Genomic DNA, 18,222 nt, shown 5'->3' on the forward strand with positions numbered 1-18,222 from the left:
CGCGACCCTCCTATACAGTCATGCGTGCCTCACCCCATCACTTCGATCCCGACCATGGACATTCAACTGCTGGCCATCTGCGCACTGACGTTCGTCATCCACGTCATCGCCACGCTTGCGTACGCGGTGCGCATTGCCGGTGTGCGGACACGCCGCATCGCGGTTTCGTTTGCGCTGTTCGGCATCATCGCGCTCGTGTCGCGCACGGCGAACTCGTTTCAGGGACCGCTGCTCGCGAAGCGTGTCGAAGAAGGGCTCGCGCATCACATCGAACAGAACATGCTCGGAGACTTCCGCCTGTTCCTGCTCGCGGCAACGCTCGCGACAGTGATCGGTGCGATTCTGGTCCCGACGTTTCAGCGTTACTTCAGCCGGGCGGTCGTGCACTTTCATGCGCATCGCTCGATGCCGCGGCTCGTGCTGCATGCGTTCAGTCGCGGTGGACTGTCGTGGCTGCGCGACGGTGTGAGTCTGCCGGCAGCGGCCAACGTGACGCAGTTGCCCGCCGGTGCCGGCGTGTCGTGGAAAGTCGTCGTGCTGAATGTGCTGGCGATGGCGCTCTGGACGGTCGGCGTATTCGCGTCGCTGTATGCGGGCTTCCTGAAGCCGGAGTTGCGTGTGACATGTGCGAATCTTTCTGCGGTCGTCAACGGCTTTGCGACGATCGTGCTTACCGTTGTCATCGATCCGCAGATCTCGGTCATGACCGATGACGTGATCGAAGGACGCGTCACCGAGAATCGCTTTCGGCGGGCGATTACGACGTTGATTGGGGCGCGGTTCGTCGGGACACTGCTCGCACAGGCAATGCTGGTGCCGGCGGCGCTGGTGATTGTGCGGGTGGCTGAAGCAATTTAAGCGCACCCCGCCGCGCGGAATACCGGCTAGCTATTGATACACCCGCTCTCGTCGACGATATCGTCGGGGTGCGCCACACGCACGACCTCCGCAGCGGTCAGCGTCAGCACTTCGACCGCTTCCGCCAGAGCGGCGCGCTCTTCTGGGCTCAGGGCATCGTGCCGGGTGGGCCAGACTCTTGTCAGACGGTCGAGCGCAGCCCGCACACGTCGTTGCAGCTGCTGCGCCGAGTCCACTTTGTCGGCCAGCTTGTGGAGATTGCGTCGCGCGTTCTCTCTGCCCGTTTCCGTGCCATGCTCGATGGCCGAAATCAGTATCGGCATCAGGACCGTCCATCGTGGCGTCAGATCCACGACGTCGAACCTTGTCACGTGTCTGCGTCTATGCGCTTCGACTGCCATGGCGTCACTCCGTCTTCGACTGGCCGCAGGTGAGTTCGTGGACCAATTCCTCATCACCACCCCGAATTCTGAGGATCCGCAGTTCGCGCCGGCCCGGTATGCGTCAAACCGTCGGGCACGTTCGCGAGCGTGGTTACAGACGGCACGTACGTATGGCGCTCAGTTCCCCATCCGTGTACGACGTAAGCGAGCAGACACAGGCACGCAAGAACAGAGACAGCAAGGATTGACCACGCAACCCGGTTTGCCCACTGCATAGGCTCTGTCTCCCATTTCAGTTCAGCTGGTGGTCTCCCCGCGCCGCGTTGCCGCGATCGAACGACCGTCGGCACGCGAAATGGTGGCCAGCGCGATTGGCTGAAATGTTTGAATCCCGCGCTCAATCGATCGAAGGTTGCCGGTCGACTCGCTCGTGCCGAAGTCGAACCACACTGCATACCCGGGCCGATGTCGACGCGATCATACCGGGCACCAACGGCTTTTTCGCCCTCTTGCAAAGGCCATAAAATCGGTGTAGCCGCCGTTCGGATTTGCATTGTTTCGCGCAACAGTTCAGCAGCGATTTCTTCGATTTACCTTGACTCCGCGCCGCTGCTTCCTAGAGTGGGTAGAACCAGTGCGGGCTCAGCCCGAAGGAACCGGCGATGACAGATCTTCTCGATCGCGCGCGCGGCGCGTTGCACGCACAGCCGTTCAGCGTGCTGCTCGGTGCCGAACTGGTACACGTCGGCACGCAAGAACTGACGCTATGTCTGATGATCCGCGACGAACTGAAGCAGCAACACGGCTTCGTGCATGGCGGCGTTATCAGCTATCTGGCGGACAACGCGCTGACGTTCGCCGGCGCGCTGGCGCTCGGGCCGCGGGTCGTCATGGGCGAATACAAGATCAACTATCTGCGCCCTGCCGTGCGCGGCACGCTGGTGGCACGCGCGCAGGTCGTTTACGCGGGACGACATCACGCGACCTGTCAGTGCAACCTGTTCGTGATAGACGACCACGACGAACGGCTGATCGCCGTCGCGCAGGGCACCGTCGACCGGGTCGGCGACGGAACGGAAACCAGTGCGCCGGGGTGGGCGCCTTCGGTGGATAGCACGGGGCAAGCGACTTGAGGCCACGCTAGTCAACGTGGTGTTCGAGGGATCGAGCGGACAACAAAAAGGCCGCCTCGCGGCGGCCAGTTCGTTGTGCATGAAGAAGTACGCGAGCACCCTGCAGCGTTACTCCGCCGCGTACGTGCGCTGCTGCTGCTCGCCAAGCCCTTCAATGCCAAGTCGAATCGTCTGACCCGGCTTCAGATACACAGCTTCCGGCTTCACACCCATGCCGACGCCCGGCGGCGTGCCGGTCGAGATGACATCGCCAGGTTGCAGGCTCATACACTGCGACAGATACGACACGAGCTTCGCGACGCCGAACACCATCGTCTTCGTGCTGCCGTTCTGGTAGCGGTGGCCGTCCACTTCGAGCCACAGCGAGAGATTCTGCGGATCGGCAACTTCATCGCGTGTCACAACCCACGGGCCGATCGGGCCGAACGTGTCGAAGCCTTTGCCCTTGTCCCACTGGCCGGCGCGCTCGATCTGCCATTCGCGTTCCGACACGTCGTTGATCACGCAGTAGCCCGCGACGTAGTCGAGTGCGTTCGCTTCATCGACGTATTTAGCCGGCTTGCCGATCACGACGCCGAGTTCGACTTCCCAGTCGGTCTTCTTCGAGCCGCGCGGAATTTCGACGCCGTCGTTCGGCCCCGTGATCGCGCTCGTCCATTTGTTGAACACGACCGGTTCGGGCGGCACGGGCAGGTTCGATTCGGCGGCGTGGTCGGCGTAGTTCAGGCCGATGCAGACGAACTTGCCGATCTTGCCGACACACGGCCCGATGCGCGGATTGCCTTCCACCACCGGCAGCGAATCCAGGTCCAGCGCGCGCAGTTTGGCGAGACCGGCATCGGTCAGCGCGTCGCCGTCGATATCGTCCACCACCTTCGACAGATCGCGAATCCTGCCTTGCGCGTCGAGCAGGCCGGGCTTTTCCTGACCTTTCGGTCCATAACGAAGCAGCTTCATCGTGGCACTTCCTCTTTATCCAATGTGTGTCCAGTAACAACAACCTGTGCGCGGTCTGTCCGCCAGTGCTGCCAGCTCTCTTAGTTCGACCAGCCGCCGTCGATCACATGTGCCTGGCCGGTCGTGAACGCAGATTCGTCCGAGGCCAGATACAGCGCAAGCGCCGCGATTTCCTCGGGCTTGCCGACCCGGCCCATCGGCTGGCGTGCGACGAATGCAGCCTGAACCGCGTCGACCGAGGCGTTCTGCGCGGCCGCCTGCGCGGCGATCCGCTGTTCGAGCGACGGCGAATGAACAGTGCCCGGGCAGATCGCGTTACAGCGTACACCACGTGTGACGAAGTCTGCAGCGACGGCCTTCGTCAGTCCGATCACCGCAGCCTTCGACGCGCCATACACGAAGCGGTTCGGCACACCCTTCACGCTCGATGCCGCCGACGACATATTGATGATCGAACCACCGCCCTTCTCCAGCATCGCCGGTAGAAACGCGCGGATGGTCCGGTACATCGCCTTCGCGTTCAGATCGAACGCGAAGTCCCAATCTTCTTCGCTCGCTTCGAGAATCGACCCGGCGTGCACATAGCCCGCGCAGTTGAACAGCACGTCGATTGCGCCGAGTTCGGCGGCCAGCGCCGTAATGGCCGCACCATCGCGCACGTCGAGCTTGCGCGCCTCGACCGGCTTGCCGGCGAGACCATCGATACGCAGGTCGGTCGCGATCACGCGGGCGCCTTCACGGGCGAACAGTTCAGCCGTCGCGAGTCCGATGCCTTGCCCGGCGGCGGTAATCAAGGCCGTCTTGCCGGCCAGTCTTTGTATCATCTACGGCTCCAGTTGAAATAGCGTTTGCGTCATACCCGGTATTGCAGCGTGCGCTCACCTGCGTGCTGCGGGCATTTTATGGTCACAGGCGATAAAACGCCGCCGCGTTCGCGCCGAATATCGCGTCGCGCTGCGCATCCGGCAATGCGCCAAGCAGCTCGCTCGCCACAGCATGCCACTGCAGATAATCGCCGTTCAGATTCAGCACCGGCCAGTCGCTGCCCCACATCAGGCGCCCGGCGCCAAAGCTCGCGAGCAGATGCGCAACATATGGCTGCAAGCTGGCTTTGGTCCAGTCGTGCGACGCTTCGGTGGCGAGACCCGACACCTTGCAATGTACGTTCGGCAGACGCGCGAGCCGCTCGATCCCATCGGCCCACGGTTGCAAGCCTGCCGCGCCGTCGCGGACCGGCGGTTTCGCACCGTGATCGACGACGATGCGCAGGTCCGGAAACCGCGTTGCGAAGATTTCGAGCGGCGCGACGTGGCGCGCGAAGATCAATGCGTCGAATGCGAGATCGTGTGCGATCAACGCATCCACGGCGGGCGCGAGTTCGGGGTTCGCAATCCAGTCGTCGTCGGGGATATCCTGCAGCATCGGGCGCACGCCCTTGAATTTCGGCTGTGCAGCCAGCTCGCCGATCAGCGCCGGTGTGTCCGGCAGCAACATCGGCACCCAGCCGACCACGCCCGCAATCGAAGCTTCATCGCGCGCAAGTGCGAGCAAATAGCGGGTTTCATCGACGGTTGCTGCGGCCTGCACAACGACAGTACGCGAAACGCCCGCGCGTTCGCGTAGCGGCGCGAGATCTGCGGGACCGAAACGGCGATAGAGCGCCGCAAGATCGGGCGTGAGCCAGCCGTAGTCGTCGCGCGCGGGGTCCCAGTAGTGCTGGTGCGCATCGATCTGCGTCGTCACGTCAGACTCCCGGCACCGGCGCACGCGCATCGATCAGCCCTTCTTCGCGGAGCTTTTGCCACAACTCCACAGGAATCGGGCGTTCGAACGATGCGACGTTTTCATGCAATTCGGCGGGGCTACGCGCACCGGTGAGCACCGAGGCGATCGCCGGATGCGCATACGGAAACTGCAGCGCCGCCGCAGCGAGCGGCACGTCGCAGCTCTTGCAGACCGCTTCGAGCCGCGCGACACGCGCGATGATCTCAGGCGGCGCCTCGCCATAGTTGAACTTCAGATCGCCCTGCACGCCACGCGCAAGAATCCCCGAATTGAACGCGCCGCCCAGCAGGATGCTCACATTGCGTGCAGTGCAGGCAGGCAACAGGTCGTCGAGCGTCGCCTGTTCGAGCAGCGTGTAGCGGCCCGCAAGCAACGCGCAATCAATGTCGAACTCCGCCATCGTTTCGAGAATCGCCGCGCCTTCGTTGACGCCGAGACCGACTGCCTTCACCGCACCGGCCGTACGCAGGTCGTCGAGCGCGCGAAAGCCGCCGCCCGCTGTGAGCTGGTTCCAGTAGTGCGCGTTGCGCTCGCCATGCGTGACACGACCGATGTCATGGATGAGCAGGATGTCGATATCGACCATGCCGAGACGCTGCTGGCTGTCTTCGAACGAACGCAGGATGCCTTCGCGCGTGTAGTCGTAGTGCGCTTCGAACGGCAGCGGGTTCTGCCAGCCTTCGCTGCCGTCGTACGGTGTAACGCGCGGCACGAAGTGGCGTCCCACTTTGGTCGACAGCACGTATTCGCTACGCGGATAGCGACGCAACGCGGTACCGAGGCGATGCTCGGCTTTGGTATGGCCGTAGTGCGGCGCCGTGTCGAAGAGCCGCACGCCCGCGTTCCAGGCGGCATCGACGGTGGCCTGTGCTTCTTCTTCCGATAAATCGCGGTACAAACCGCCGAGCGGCGCGGTACCGAGCCCGAGTCCGCTGACCTGCAGCGCGCGCCGGCCGATGTTGCGGCGCTGCGCGACTGCGGGCGTCGTTGTTGATCCAGCCTCTGTCATTGCATCCGTCTCCGAGATTGAAGAGTGCGGTGCCGCACTCCCGCCCTTCAATGCGCCGCGATCTCAACCACACGCCGCGGCACCGCACCCGACGGCAAACAAGCCGGCCCGACCGGCTCGAACGTCTTGTACACCAGGATAAATTCCTGATGCCCCAACGACTCCGACTTCGACGCCGCGCCCTGTGCGATCGCCACGGTCTGATCGAACACCTCGCGCCCGACTTCATCGAGCGTGCCGCGACCTTCGAGAATCCGCCCGGCGTCGACGTCCATGTCGCCTGACAGATTGCGATACGTAGCCGGGTTCGCGCACACCTTGATCACCGGCGAAATCGCCGAGCCAACCACCGAGCCGCGTCCCGTCGTAAACAGAATGATGTGCGCGCCACACGCAATCAGCTCACCGATCTCGGTGTTGTCGCTGATATTCGGAAAACCGAAGCGCGGTTCGCCGTCCGGCACGACATCGAGCAGATACAGCCCGCCGGTAGGCGGGACGTCACCCGGTTTGATGATACCGACGATCGGTGACGCACCGCTCTTCGCATACGCACCCAGCGATTTCTCTTCCTGCGTCGTCAAACCGCCATCCGCATTACCGACCGCGAAACTGCCATGACCGAGAATCGAGTAATAGCGCGCGGCCTTCGCGACACATTCGACGATCGCATCGCCGAGTTCGGGCCGCGCCGCACGGCTCTTCATGTGGAATTCGCAACCGACGAGTTCGCCAGTCTCTTCGAAAATACAGCTCGCGCCCGCCTCGATCAGATGATCGAAGGCGCGGCCCACCGCCGGATTGGCGGTAATCCCGCTCGTACCGTCGGAGCCGCCGCAAATCGTCCCGATGATCAGTTCACTGAGCGCCATCGGCACCTTGGTCTGCGCCGCGAGCTGACGGCGCGCATCGCGCACCCAGTCGACACCGTATTGAATCGTGCTGCGCGTGCCGCCCTTTTCCTGAATGGTCAGCACCTCGACCGGCCGCCCGCTCGCGCGCACGACGTCGACGAGGTAATGCTTGTTCATGCTCTCGCAACCGAGCGAGACGAACAGCACCGCACCGACATTCGGATGCGTGGTGAGCTGCTCCAGCATCCGTTCCGCGTAACTGTTCGGATAGCAGCCCGGAAAGCCGATCAGATGCACGGGCGGTTCGCGTTCGGCAAGCGGATCGTCGAAGGCATCGAGCGGTTCGCGAAACTGCGTGACAATTTCACGCGCAACGTGATGCGCGCATTCGACCAGATAGGCCACCGCGACGACATTGCGGATACCCTTGCGGCCATCGCTGCGCAACCAGCCTTGCAGCACCGGTTCGGCGGTGGTATTTGCTACGGAAGAGTCAGTCATGATCGTTCCAGCACGGCACGAAGCCGCTTCAGTGATGCACGAATTCGTGGCCCGCGTCGTGCGTATAAGTGGGCAGATAATCGCTTTCGAGGTTGTGCGTATGCAGATGCTCGCCGCGCGCAACCGGTCCGTTGACATGGCCGATCACCGCACCGTAGCGCAGCACCTTCTCGTCCTTGACGAGCGCGCGGCGCGCAACCTTGTGGCCGAGTTCGATGGTCTTCACGAGCGTCACGCGCTCGCCTTCGATGTCGACCTGCGTACCCGCTTCGAGCCGCGCCCCCGCGATCAGGCAGTTGTCCTGCGGGCTCAGCAGGATCAGACGCGTGTCAGTGTTCGATAGACTACTCAAGAGAATTCTCCCCGTATTGCGTGCGCCGCCTGAGGCGGCGCTATGCGTTCTCAGTTCTGCCCTTCACCACTCGCGAGCCGCGCCACCATCAGCGAGCCGAGAATGATCGCGCCGTAGATCGCCTGAATCCAGAACGACGGCACCTGCGCAAGCGTCAACATGTTCTGCACGATGCCGAGCAGTAGCACGCCGGTCAGCGCGCCGAGCATCGTGCCCTTGCCGCCGTCGAGCGAAATGCCGCCGATCACCGCCGCCGCGAACACCGTGAAGATCATCCCGTTGCCCTGGTTCGCGTTGATCGCGCCAACATAGCCGGTTACCACGAGCCCACCGAGCGCCGCGAGCACACTGCCCAGCACGAACACGCCCCATGTGATGCGTTCGACGCGAATACCCGCAGCGCGCGCCGCTTCCGGATTGCCGCCGATCGCATATAGCGCGCGGCCGAGCCGGTGATAGCGCAGCATGAACGCGGCAATCGCGAACGCGGCGGCGGCGAGCCACACCGACAACGGCAGGCCGAACACGATCGTGGTGGCGAGTTCGAAGAACGACGGCGGCATATCGAACAGCGTGCCGCCCTTGGTTGCACCGACCAGCATGCCGCGCAGCACGATCAGCATCGCGAGCGTGACGATGAACGCATTCAGCCGCAGCCGCACGACGAGAAAACCGTTGATAAAGCCGATCAACGCGCCCACCGCGACGATGGCAAGCAGACCGATCGCCGCGGGCCACTGCGTGCCGAAACCGGCGGACGCAGCGGGCATAACGAGCATTGCGCCGACAGCCGGCGCGATACCGACCGTCGATTCGAGCGACAAATCGAACTTGCCGGTCAGCACGATCAGCGATTCGGCGAGTACGACCAGCGCAAGCGCCGCCGATGCACCGAGCACGCTAATCAAATTCGCTTTGGTCAGGAAATTCGGATTCACGAACGCGCCGATCACGAGCAGCAGGATCAGCGCCGGCACCAGGGCGAGGTCGCGCAGCCGGGCGAACTCGATGCGCGGACGTGCGGGACGCGCCGCGCCTTGCGCCGGGTTCGCAGATTGCCCGTGGCCCGCCGGAAAGGCGGGGCTTGGCACACTATTCTTCATGGAGACTGACTCCTTCAACGGATGCGATCAGGTCGTGGTCTTGCCAGCCTGCAGGAAATTCGGCCGCGATACGGCCACGGAACATCACGAGCACACGGTCGCAGGTGCGCAGGTCGTCGAGTTCGCCGGATACGACGAGCACCGCCTTGCCTTCCTCGCGTACGCGGTGCACGACCGCTAGTAACGCTTCTTTCGATTTCACATCGACGCCAGCGGTCGGATCGATCAGCACGAGCACGTCGGGATTGGTGGCCAGTGCGCGGGCCATGACGACCTTCTGCTGATTGCCGCCCGACAGTCCGGACACGACGTGATCGGGTCCGGGTGCGACGATTCCGAGCGCCTCGATCATCTTCTGGCCGAACGCGTTCTTCTTCGCGGGCGTTGCAATGCCGAACCGGCCGAGCAACCGTGCAATCGTCATCGAGGCGTTTTCCGCCACCGACTGCGTCAGCACGAGCCCTTCGTGATGGCGATCTTTCGGCACACAACCGATGCCGCGCGCGAGCGCCGCGGGCACATCGCCCGGCGGCAACGCGGTACCGTCCACGCGGATTTCGCCGCGCTGGGGCCGGCGCAGACCGGCAATCGCTTCGGCAACGCTGGTACGGCCGCTGCTCGTCGCTCCTGTGAGGCCGATTACTTCGCCGCGCTTCAACGTGAACGACACGTCTTCGTAATCGCCACCGCACAACCCTGCGAGTTCGAGCGCCACCGGCGTGCCAGCCGGCAATGCCGCACGGCCCGCCGCATCGGCGACTGCGAGGCCGCCGCGTTCGCCGGTCATCGCTTCGATCAGTTGTTCGCGTGGCAACGCCGATACCGGCGCACTGACGATATGCCGCGCATCGCGCAACACCGTCACCGCCTGGCAGATCTCGTACACCTCCTGCAAATGATGCGAGATGAACAGAAACGTCACACCTTCGCGCTGTAGTTCGTCGATACGCCGAAACAGCCGCTTGATCTCGTCGCCATCGAGTTGCGCAGTAGGTTCATCGAGAATGATGAAACGCGCGCCATACGACAGCGCACGTGCAATCTCGACCAGTTGGCGCGCTTCGACAGTCAGATCGCCGGCGCGCGCATCTTCGCGCACGTCAATCTTCCAGTGATCGAGCAACGCGCGCGCATCGCGGCGCATCACGTTCCAGTCGATCACGCCGCGTCGCTGCGGTTGCCGGTTGATAAACAGATTCTCCGCCACCGTGAGGTCGCGGATGATCGTCGAATGCTGATAGACGCAGGCCACGCGTTCGCGCCAAGCATCGCGATCGGCGATTACCGGCGCGGCCGTACCGGCAAACCGCACCTCGCCGATATCAGGTTTGCGCAGGCCGGTCAGTATCGACACCAGCGTCGATTTGCCGGCCCCGTTACGCCCGACGAGCGCATGCGACTCGCCGGGCATCACGCGGATGCTCACGTCGTTCAGCGCAGCCGTCGAACCGAAGCGCTTCGTGACACCAAGCGCTTCGACCACGGCCACTGCTTCACTTACAGGCACGTTCATTTGAGCGTATTGCCCCACAGGTTCTTGTCGTTGACGTTCGCCTTGGTGACGAGCGGCGCCGGCAACTGGTCTTCAAGCACGCCCGGCGACAACTGGATGATCGTGCTGTCGTGATCGGTCGGACCTGCCTTGAAGGTCTTTCCTTCAAGCGCGGCCTTGATGTAATAGAGGCCGTACTTCGCGTAGAGATCGGCAGGTTGCGAAATGGTTGCATCGATGTCGCCGCGGCGGATCGCGTCGTATTCCTGCGGAATGCCGTCATTGCTGACGATCACGATGTGCTTCGCATCGCCGGCGGGGAACAGCATCTGTTTGCGACGCAGCGTTTGCAGCGTCGGCGACAGATATACGCCACCCGCCTGCATATAGATCGCTTTCACATCCGGATTCGCGGTAAGCAGACTGTCGAGCGCGGTCGCGGCGACGTCGCCCTTCCATGCAGCCGGAATTTCGAGCAACGACAGGCCCGGATAATTCTTCAGGCAGGCGCGAAACGCTTCAGAGCGGTCACGACCGTTCACCGATGCGAGATCGCCCATGATCTGCACGACCTTGCCCGACTTCACGTGCTCGCCGATGTACTTGCAGGCGTTCGCACCATATGCGTGGTTGTCGGCGCGTACCACCATCGCAACCGTGCCCTGGGTCGGCGCGACATCGACGGCGACGACCTTGACGCCCTTCGCGGCGGCGTTGTCGAGCGCACGGCTGATCGCGGCGGAATCGATCGGCCCAACCACGATGCCCTTCGCACCGAGGTTCACCATATTGTTCATGTCGGTGATCTGCTGCGCGGGGTCGTTATTCGAATTGACCGGCGCGAGGATGTCGATGCCCATCTCTTTCGCGTACTTCGGCAGATACTTGTTATACGACTCCCAGAACGGCGAAGTCAGCAGCGGCAGGCCGAGGCCAACCTTGCCGATGTCCGCGGCTTGAGCCGCGCCGCTGGCGGCAAAACTCGCCACGCATGCAGCGGCCAGACCGGCCGATAAAACGGTGCGTAATGCCGAACGGCGAGCCGTGCGCGGCCCTTTTGCGAATGTCATGTCTGTCTCCTGATCTGCGCGTTGTGGGAACTGCGGGGTACTGCGTGAACCGGCCGGCAGATTGACCAGTGCATCGTCCTGCGTGTTGTTGTTAAATTGGCGAGCATCAATTCACCAATGAACGTATTATTCATATGCGGACTTTTTGAAGTCAAGTGAAGTGAGCATTGCAAACGTCCGTGTTTTCCCTGGCCTGCTTGCTGATACTGTATGCACCTTGGCCGGCGCGCGACGCTCTACACTCACGCGCCACTTACGAAAACCGCAATCGAACACCGACTCACGATGGATCAAGAAGAAAAAGACGACGCCGACCGTTATCGTGCTCCCGCGCTCGACAAAGGTCTCGACATTCTCGAATTGCTCGCCGAGCAGCGCGACGGGCTCACGCGCGCGGAAATCACCAAGTTGCTCAATCGCAATGCCAGCGAGATCTACCGGATGCTCGAGCGGCTGGTCGCGCGACAGTATGTGGTGCGCTCGGCATCGGGTGACCGCTACTCGCTGAGCCTGAAGCTCTACGCGCTCGCGCATCGCCATCCGCCGATGAGCCGGCTCATCGCCGAAGCGTTACCACGTATGCAGCGCTTCGCCGACATCGCCGAACAGTCATGTCACCTGGTCGTCTACGACCGCGGCAATCTGCTTGTCATCGCGCAGGTGGATGGACCTGGTTCGTGGGGGATGTCGGTGCGGCTCGGCTCGCGTGTGGGGCTGATCGATACCGGTTCGGGGCGGGTGATGCTCGCGTTCCAGAGCGACGAGCAGCGCGAACAGATGCTCGCCGAACATACGAAGGTGAAGGGCGAAGTGACGATCGATCGCGCCGCGCTCGATGCCACATGCGCCAAGATCCATCAGGCGGGTTTCTGGCAGAAGGACAGCCAGCAGACGTTCGGAGTCACCGACGTGACGTTCCCGATACTCGGGCCGTCGGGGCAGGCGATTGCGGTGCTGACGTGTCCTTATCTGCGGCGTATCGACGAGTACGCTGCGCCGACCATCGAAGCCGCGGCGGTGCTGCTGCGTGAGATGATCGAGGGGCTGTCGATGTTCCGCGAAGCGGAGGCTTGAAGGTTGCCATCTGCTTAGGTGCGGCAGCATCGACACGTTGCCCTTAACTCACCGGACCCCGCAGATCATGACCGCCCCTCTCGTTGCCGTTGCCGATACCTATGATGCCGAATTCGACGCACTGCTCGGCGAAGGGCTCGACCGTTTCAATATCGACACCACGGGTATCGACGACAAGCGGCCGCTGACCGTGCGGGTCACCGACCCAACTACCGGCGAAGTGGGTGGCATCACGGGCCGCACGTCGCTCGGCGTGCTGTTCATCGATCTGTTCTATCTGCCGCCATCGCTACGCGGCTCGGGCATCGGCAGCACGCTGCTCGCTCGGGCCGAAGAAGAAGGCCGACGGCGCGGCTGCCATACAGGCTTCCTCTACACGATCAGCTTCCAGGCACCCGACTTCTACGCACGGTACGGCTGGCGTGCGTTCGGTGATATCGCCAGCAATCCGCCGGGCACACGTCGCGTGTTCATGACCAAGAGTCTGAACGACGCCTAGCAAGCGGCATCACTGCGGCGGCAGTTCCCGCACATCCGCAGTCGGCACACTGCCGAAGCCATCGCTCAACGCATAGTCGAGCAGTTGCCGGGCCGCATCATCCGGCGTCGTGAGTTTGCCGCTGCGCTTCAGTTCGTCGAAGCGCTCGCGTTGCGGGAAACGTTCGATATCCACATTGCGGATCGCCGCCTGCATGTCGGTATCGACGACACCTGGCGCCACGCTGCAGATGCGCAGCGCGCGGTTCTTATCGAGTGCAACTGCGCGCGCGTGATGATCGAGCGCGGCCTTCGTCGCGCAATAGATGCTCCAGCCCGCAAGCGCATTGCGCGCCGCGCCGCTCGAAATATGCACGATGCGCCGGTCCGTTGCCGTAGCGCTTGCGGCAGCCAGCGCGCTCGCGAACATCAGCGGCGCGGCGACATTGACGCTCACCGCACGCACGATCGCCGCGATATCCTGGCCTTCGACCGGTCCGACCGGCTCGACGACACCCGCATTGTTGAACAGCACCACGCGCTCCGCACCGCCGACAAAGCGTCGCAACGCATCGCTCGCGAGCCATTGTGCGGTTGCATCGGAGTCAGCGAGATCGAGCGCGACTTCCTCATACAGACTGCCGAAGTGCTCCGCGAGCGCCGCATTGCCACCACGGGACACGCCGAGCACCGCGATGCCGCGTGTGAGCAATTGCGCGGCCAGCGCAGCGCCGAGCCCGCGCGTATGACCGGTGACGATCGCACGTGTGGCGGAAGAGGACGGAGAAGACGAAGAGGTCATGGCGATTTCCACAAGGAGATAGACGATGCGCGGCAAGAACATTCGAAGCAGGACGTCATTGTCGTCGATACGGAAAAGACTTGCAGCACATAGCCTGCCGCACAATTTGCTCGAACGACTGGAACCGCATCGCGCATGACGCTAGAATAGCGGCCCTTCCGGACCCACCGCACGCGATGCGCGCTCCTTCTCTTCCTTCACGACACGTCATGGCGAAACTTCTGACCGATTCCGAATTCCAGCGCTTTTCCGAGCTTCAGCAGAAGCAGGCAAACTTCACGATCAGCGCCGACGAGGCCGACGAACTGCGTGACATCGTCGCGCGCGCACAGCAAAAACGCGACGACCGCGCCGCCGCGATGCAGGCCATCGAAACCTACATCGAGCAATTCGCCATCACGCCCGACGAACTCTTCTCGCCCGATCAGATCGGCGACGCCGCGCGCACTTACGGCCTGATTCCCGCGACGAAAAAAGAACGCGTGCTGCCGCCGTCGATTACCTTCAACGGCAAGCCGTACCAGTGGACCCGCAGCCTGCCCGACGAAGTGCGCGATCCGCTGTTCGATGCGTTCAAGGCGGGGCAGTCGGTCAAGAGTTTCATCTCGACGCCCAAAGACGCTGCCCGCTGTGCGGCGACGATCGCGCGGCTCGAGCGTGAAACGGGTGCGGTTTACGCGGACTCGTGGCTCGACGAGCTGGCGGTGTCGCGTGGTCAGGTTGAGGACGCGGCGGCGAAGCTCGCGGCTTAAGCGGTTTTAAATCGGCTTAAGCAGTTTCCAGTCGTTTAAGCGCCTCGAGTGTCAAGGCTGAGCAGGCGCATCGAGCGCCATGCGAAAGCCGACGACGCCCGGGTCTTCAGTGGTGGTCATCGTGAAGCCGCAGTGCGTCGCGAGCGCGATCATCGCGGCGTTCTCTCGCAGCACCTCGCCGACCAGCCAGTGCGTGCCGCGTGCCCGCACGTACGCGATGATCTTCTCCATCAGCAGCCGTCCGAGCCGCTTGCCTTTCAGGTCGGAGCGGATGGCGAGCGCGAACTCGGCGGTCTCGTTGTCCGGATCGGCGACGGCGCGCACCACGCCGAGCGTGCTTGCGGTGCCGTCGTCGTTGGTAATGGTGGCGATCAGCGCCATCTCGCGGTCGTAGTCGATCTGCGTCATGCGGGCGAGCTGCGTGTGATCGAAGCTACCCACCGATCCGAAGAAGCGCAATCGTAAGTCATCCCGTGTCATCGAGCCAACGAACGCACGATGCGCGGCTTCGTCTTCCGGGCGAATCGGCCGCACCGTCACGCGCAGGCCGTGCCAGTCGAGCGTCGTTTCGAAGCGCCGCGGGTACGGCATGATCGCGAGCCGGCTGCGCGTCGTTGCAACGCGCACGATCGGTGCCACGAGCGTCGCGCGGTCTTTCAATACGCGCAGCGTAAGCGTCAGGCCGACAACTTCCTTGATCTCGCAGACGGTCTGCGATAACGCCGTCAGCGCGGCAAGCGTCGGCTCGGGTGTAACGCGCCGCGCGTATGGCGAATTGGCGGTAATGTCGCGGGCCAGCGTCGGATTGAACGGCGGCAACCCGTACACGCGCATCGGCGCCGCAACGCCGTCCGGTGACGGAGTCGTGAAGCGAAACACCGGGCCGAAGTTGTCGTCGTCGTGCAGTTCGACGGCGACATCGACGATGGCTGTGTCATCGGTCTGCTGTTCGTCGACCGTTAAACCAAAGTGACCGAAAAAACGCGCGGCCGCTGCGCCGCTCAGTTGCGTTGCGCCCTGTGCAAGCGCTGCGCGCGCTTCGGCCTGCGCTGCGTCAATCTCGGCGGGTAGTTGCGCGGGCGAACCCTCCGGCGTCTGCATCAGCAGTTCACGGCCCAACCGGTAATCGACAAGCCGCGCGAATGCGCGCGCGAGTCGCTGCGGTGTGGTGTGCACCGGGATGCCCTGCGCGTGCAGCGCATCGCGCGTCGCCGCATCGAGACCGCCGAAGAAACACGCGAGCAAGCCGCGATACGCGTAACGCTGATGAGCAATCAGCACGCGCGCGACATCGGCGGCCGGTGCACTGTGCGTCGATGCATGCACGACGAAGGCCGTGCCGCTCGCGCGATGTTCGGCGAGCGCCTGCAACGCAGTGCCGAAGTGTTCGGGACGCGCGTCGTCGCCGAGCACGAGCGGGTTGCCCGCGGCGACGTGCGGCAGGGCTCGCGCGAGCGCATCGGTGGTCGGCTGGGGCCAGTGCGCGAGTGTATCGCCGGCCGCACCGAACGCATCGCATGCGAGCGTCGCGACGCCGCGGTCGCTGGTGATCAGCGTGGCCGTGTCGCTCGCCGCAACTCGGCCCACGCCGAGCGTTTCGATTTCATCGAGCAGGTCGTCGAGTGCGTCGACGCGCACCATCCCGGCACGCCGGAACGCGGCGGTGTACAGCGCGTCAGCGGGATCGGCGCGGCCGCTGCGTAGCGCGAGCACCGGCTTGTTGCGTGCAGCCGCGCGTGCCGCCGACATGAACTTGCGCGCCGCGCGCACGGTGTCGAGCTCCAGCAGGATCGCCCGGGTGCCCGGGTCGCTCGCCAGATAATCGAGCACGTCGCCGGCATCGACATCGGCCTCGCCGCCGAGCGCCACCGCATGCGAGAAGCCGAGTCCACGCGCGTGCGCCCAGCCGAGCACCGCATTCGTCAGCGCATTCGATTGCGACACCCATGCAACGCCACCGGCGGGCACCGTGCACGACGGCGCGCCGAGATGCGCGCGCAGCGCGGGAGTGATAACACCGAGGCTGCCCGGCCCGACGATACGCAGCAGATGCGGCCGGGCAGCCGCGAGCGTGTCCTGCACGGCGCGGCGATCCGCTTCGCTACGCGCTTCGCCGACGATAATCGCCGCCCGCGTGCCGAGACCGCCCAGCCGGTGCACGATGCCGGGCCACGTCGCGGGCGGCGTGCACAGCAACGCGACAGTTGGCGCGTCGGGCAGATCGCCGGCGTCGGCGGCAACCGGATAGCCATCGAGCGTATCGAGCTTCGGATTGACCGGCCACAGCGGCCCCTTGAAGCCGCCTTGCAGCAAGCGTGTCCAGACCATCGCGCCGACGCTGCCGGGCCGCTGCGACGCGCCGATCACGGCAACCGATTGCGGGCGAAACAGCGCGTCGAGATTGCGAACGGTCACAGGGGGCTCCGCAGTTGGGTGGGTGCGCGATGGGCGGCAGGCAGCCGCGCACGTCATCAGGATAGGCGAAGTCGCGTGGAAACGCGCCGCCCGATGCGACGAATTCAACGCGCCGACAATACTGCAAGGCACACGAAGCCGCCTCTAACCGCAGTAAGATGCGGGCGGAGCATGGGCGGGTTTCCGGATGGCGTTCTCTGAAGGGCACCACATACCTGCGGCCGACGCGAACCGGCGCCATGCAACGGACGACATCAATAACCGCAGAGATTGCGAACGGCGAGGCAACACCTCGCCCGACAACCATCGAGACAGAAGGACCCGGTATGCGACGCTTGCCATCGCTGATTGCGTTGCGCTTCTTCGAAGAGACCGCTCGCCATATGAGCTTTAACCGCGCCGCAGCGGCGCTGTGCGTGACCCAGGGTGCCGTGAGCCGCCAGATCAGGATTCTCGAGGAATCGCTGGGCGCCAAGCTATTCGAGCGCGACCACAAGGGCATTCGCCTGACCGCGGCCGGCATGCAGTTGCTGCCATGCGTGACCGACGCATTCGATACGATCGAGCGCGGCGCGCGCCAGGTCGCCTCCGCCACGGGCCGCCGACGGCTCGTGCTGTCCGTGCCGCCAACCTTCGCGACGCAATGGTTTTCGCCGCGCTTAGGCTCGCTGGCCGTCGAGTTGCCGGACGTCGAACTGTCGGTACGAACGGGACCGAGCGACGACTGCCACTGCAATATCCGCTTCGGCAACGCGGCGCTGCCCGGCGCGCAATCCGAACTGTTGATGATCGAACGACATACGTTAGTCGGTGCGCCGCGTTTCGTGAGCGAATCGCTCGACGCGCTGCTGGCGCGTCTTCCCGCCCTGCATGTGCTGCACAACGATGCGCGCCTCGAGCTGTGGCCGAGCTGGCTCGCCGCGGCTGGGTTGCCTGCGCATCATGCCGAGAACGGCATCGAGTTTTCGACGCTCGAGCAGGCGATTCACGCGGCGCGCAAGGGCGCGGGACTGGCGGTCGTCGATCGCAACATGATCGTCGAAGAACTCGCGGAGGGTAGTCTCGCGCGGATGTCGGAGGTCGAGGTGACCGGGCCCTATGGGTACTGGCTCGATATCGCGCCGCGACATGCGGCGCTCGAACATGTGCAGGCGCTGGCGGGGTGGATGCGGGAAGAGGTGCTGAAGATGGGATGAGCCGGATTC

At 63.8% G+C, this 18,222-nt stretch carries 18 protein-coding genes; 6 read left to right on the forward strand and 12 right to left on the reverse strand.

Going from position 1 to position 18,222, the window contains the following annotated elements:
* The first annotated feature begins 54 nt into the window (after positions 1-54).
* Positions 55-858 (forward strand): lipid II flippase Amj family protein, encoded by an 804-nt coding sequence (locus M0D65_RS22010; RefSeq protein WP_266254552.1) that lies wholly within the window; start codon positions 55-57, stop codon positions 856-858.
* Between the two features lie 26 nt (positions 859-884).
* Here M0D65_RS22010 and M0D65_RS22015 read toward each other — a convergent pair whose 3' ends face one another.
* The gene (locus M0D65_RS22015; protein ID WP_143098075.1) at positions 885-1,181 is read right to left on the reverse strand and encodes a hypothetical protein; all 297 of its coding nucleotides are present in this window, start codon (positions 1,179-1,181) and stop codon (positions 885-887) included.
* Between the two features lie 722 nt (positions 1,182-1,903).
* Here M0D65_RS22015 and M0D65_RS22020 point away from each other — a divergent pair.
* Positions 1,904-2,374 (forward strand): PaaI family thioesterase, encoded by a 471-nt coding sequence (locus M0D65_RS22020; RefSeq protein ID WP_091012373.1) that lies wholly within the window; start codon positions 1,904-1,906, stop codon positions 2,372-2,374.
* 108 nt (positions 2,375-2,482) lie between these two features.
* Here the strand turns inward: M0D65_RS22020 and M0D65_RS22025 are convergent, their stop codons facing one another.
* From M0D65_RS22025 to M0D65_RS22065, 9 genes are all read right to left on the reverse strand, one after another.
* On the reverse strand, positions 2,483-3,331 hold the full coding sequence (locus M0D65_RS22025; protein WP_266254553.1) for an ureidoglycolate lyase: 849 nt from the start codon (positions 3,329-3,331) through the stop codon (positions 2,483-2,485).
* 80 nt (positions 3,332-3,411) lie between these two features.
* Positions 3,412-4,155, reverse strand: coding sequence for an SDR family oxidoreductase (locus M0D65_RS22030; RefSeq protein ID WP_266254554.1), 744 nt, complete (start codon positions 4,153-4,155; stop codon positions 3,412-3,414).
* A gap of 82 nt (positions 4,156-4,237) precedes the next feature.
* Complete coding sequence (locus tag M0D65_RS22035; RefSeq protein WP_266254555.1) at positions 4,238-5,104, reverse strand: amidohydrolase; 867 nt, start codon at positions 5,102-5,104, stop codon at positions 4,238-4,240.
* Complete coding sequence (locus M0D65_RS22040; protein WP_091012364.1) at positions 5,076-6,125, reverse strand: aldo/keto reductase; 1,050 nt, start codon at positions 6,123-6,125, stop codon at positions 5,076-5,078. Before M0D65_RS22040 ends, M0D65_RS22035 begins: the two co-directional genes overlap by 29 nt.
* Before the next feature lie 47 nt (positions 6,126-6,172).
* Entirely contained in the window at positions 6,173-7,480 is a 1,308-nt protein-coding gene (locus tag M0D65_RS22045; RefSeq protein ID WP_091012362.1) for a UxaA family hydrolase, read from the reverse strand.
* 28 nt (positions 7,481-7,508) lie between these two features.
* On the reverse strand, positions 7,509-7,832 hold the full coding sequence (locus M0D65_RS22050) for a UxaA family hydrolase (RefSeq protein WP_266254556.1): 324 nt from the start codon (positions 7,830-7,832) through the stop codon (positions 7,509-7,511).
* Between the two features lie 50 nt (positions 7,833-7,882).
* A complete protein-coding gene (locus M0D65_RS22055) occupies positions 7,883-8,935 on the reverse strand; it encodes an ABC transporter permease (RefSeq protein ID WP_266254557.1) in 1,053 nt (350 codons plus the stop codon).
* Positions 8,925-10,448 (reverse strand): sugar ABC transporter ATP-binding protein, encoded by a 1,524-nt coding sequence (locus M0D65_RS22060; protein WP_266254558.1) that lies wholly within the window; start codon positions 10,446-10,448, stop codon positions 8,925-8,927. The genes M0D65_RS22055 and M0D65_RS22060 overlap by 11 nt, the downstream gene beginning before the upstream one ends.
* A complete protein-coding gene (locus M0D65_RS22065; RefSeq protein WP_266254559.1) occupies positions 10,445-11,497 on the reverse strand; it encodes a sugar ABC transporter substrate-binding protein in 1,053 nt (350 codons plus the stop codon). The genes M0D65_RS22060 and M0D65_RS22065 overlap by 4 nt, the downstream gene beginning before the upstream one ends.
* Before the next feature lie 285 nt (positions 11,498-11,782).
* Between M0D65_RS22065 and M0D65_RS22070 the strand changes: the two genes are divergently transcribed.
* Entirely contained in the window at positions 11,783-12,571 is a 789-nt protein-coding gene (locus M0D65_RS22070; RefSeq protein ID WP_091012349.1) for an IclR family transcriptional regulator, read from the forward strand.
* 67 nt (positions 12,572-12,638) lie between these two features.
* Positions 12,639-13,070 (forward strand): GNAT family N-acetyltransferase, encoded by a 432-nt coding sequence (locus M0D65_RS22075; protein ID WP_266254561.1) that lies wholly within the window; start codon positions 12,639-12,641, stop codon positions 13,068-13,070.
* A gap of 9 nt (positions 13,071-13,079) precedes the next feature.
* On the opposite strand, the gene M0D65_RS22080 is transcribed toward M0D65_RS22075, so the two are convergent.
* Positions 13,080-13,850 (reverse strand): SDR family oxidoreductase, encoded by a 771-nt coding sequence (locus tag M0D65_RS22080; protein ID WP_266254562.1) that lies wholly within the window; start codon positions 13,848-13,850, stop codon positions 13,080-13,082.
* Between the two features lie 209 nt (positions 13,851-14,059).
* On the opposite strand from M0D65_RS22080, the gene M0D65_RS22085 reads away from it, so the two are divergent.
* A complete protein-coding gene (locus tag M0D65_RS22085; protein WP_266254563.1) occupies positions 14,060-14,602 on the forward strand; it encodes a hypothetical protein in 543 nt (180 codons plus the stop codon).
* 51 nt (positions 14,603-14,653) lie between these two features.
* Here the strand turns inward: M0D65_RS22085 and M0D65_RS22090 are convergent, their stop codons facing one another.
* Complete coding sequence (locus M0D65_RS22090) at positions 14,654-17,017, reverse strand: GNAT family N-acetyltransferase (protein ID WP_266254564.1); 2,364 nt, start codon at positions 17,015-17,017, stop codon at positions 14,654-14,656.
* Positions 17,018-17,343: 326 nt separating this feature from the next.
* Between M0D65_RS22090 and M0D65_RS22095 the strand changes: the two genes are divergently transcribed.
* Positions 17,344-18,213, forward strand: a complete 870-nt coding sequence (locus M0D65_RS22095; RefSeq protein WP_266254565.1) for a LysR family transcriptional regulator — start codon at positions 17,344-17,346, stop codon at positions 18,211-18,213.
* Positions 18,214-18,222: the final 9 nt, after the last annotated feature.

The sequence above is a fragment of the Paraburkholderia sp. CHISQ3 genome (genome assembly GCF_030464945.1).
GTDB classification, from domain to species: Bacteria; Pseudomonadota; Gammaproteobacteria; order Burkholderiales; family Burkholderiaceae; genus Paraburkholderia; species Paraburkholderia megapolitana.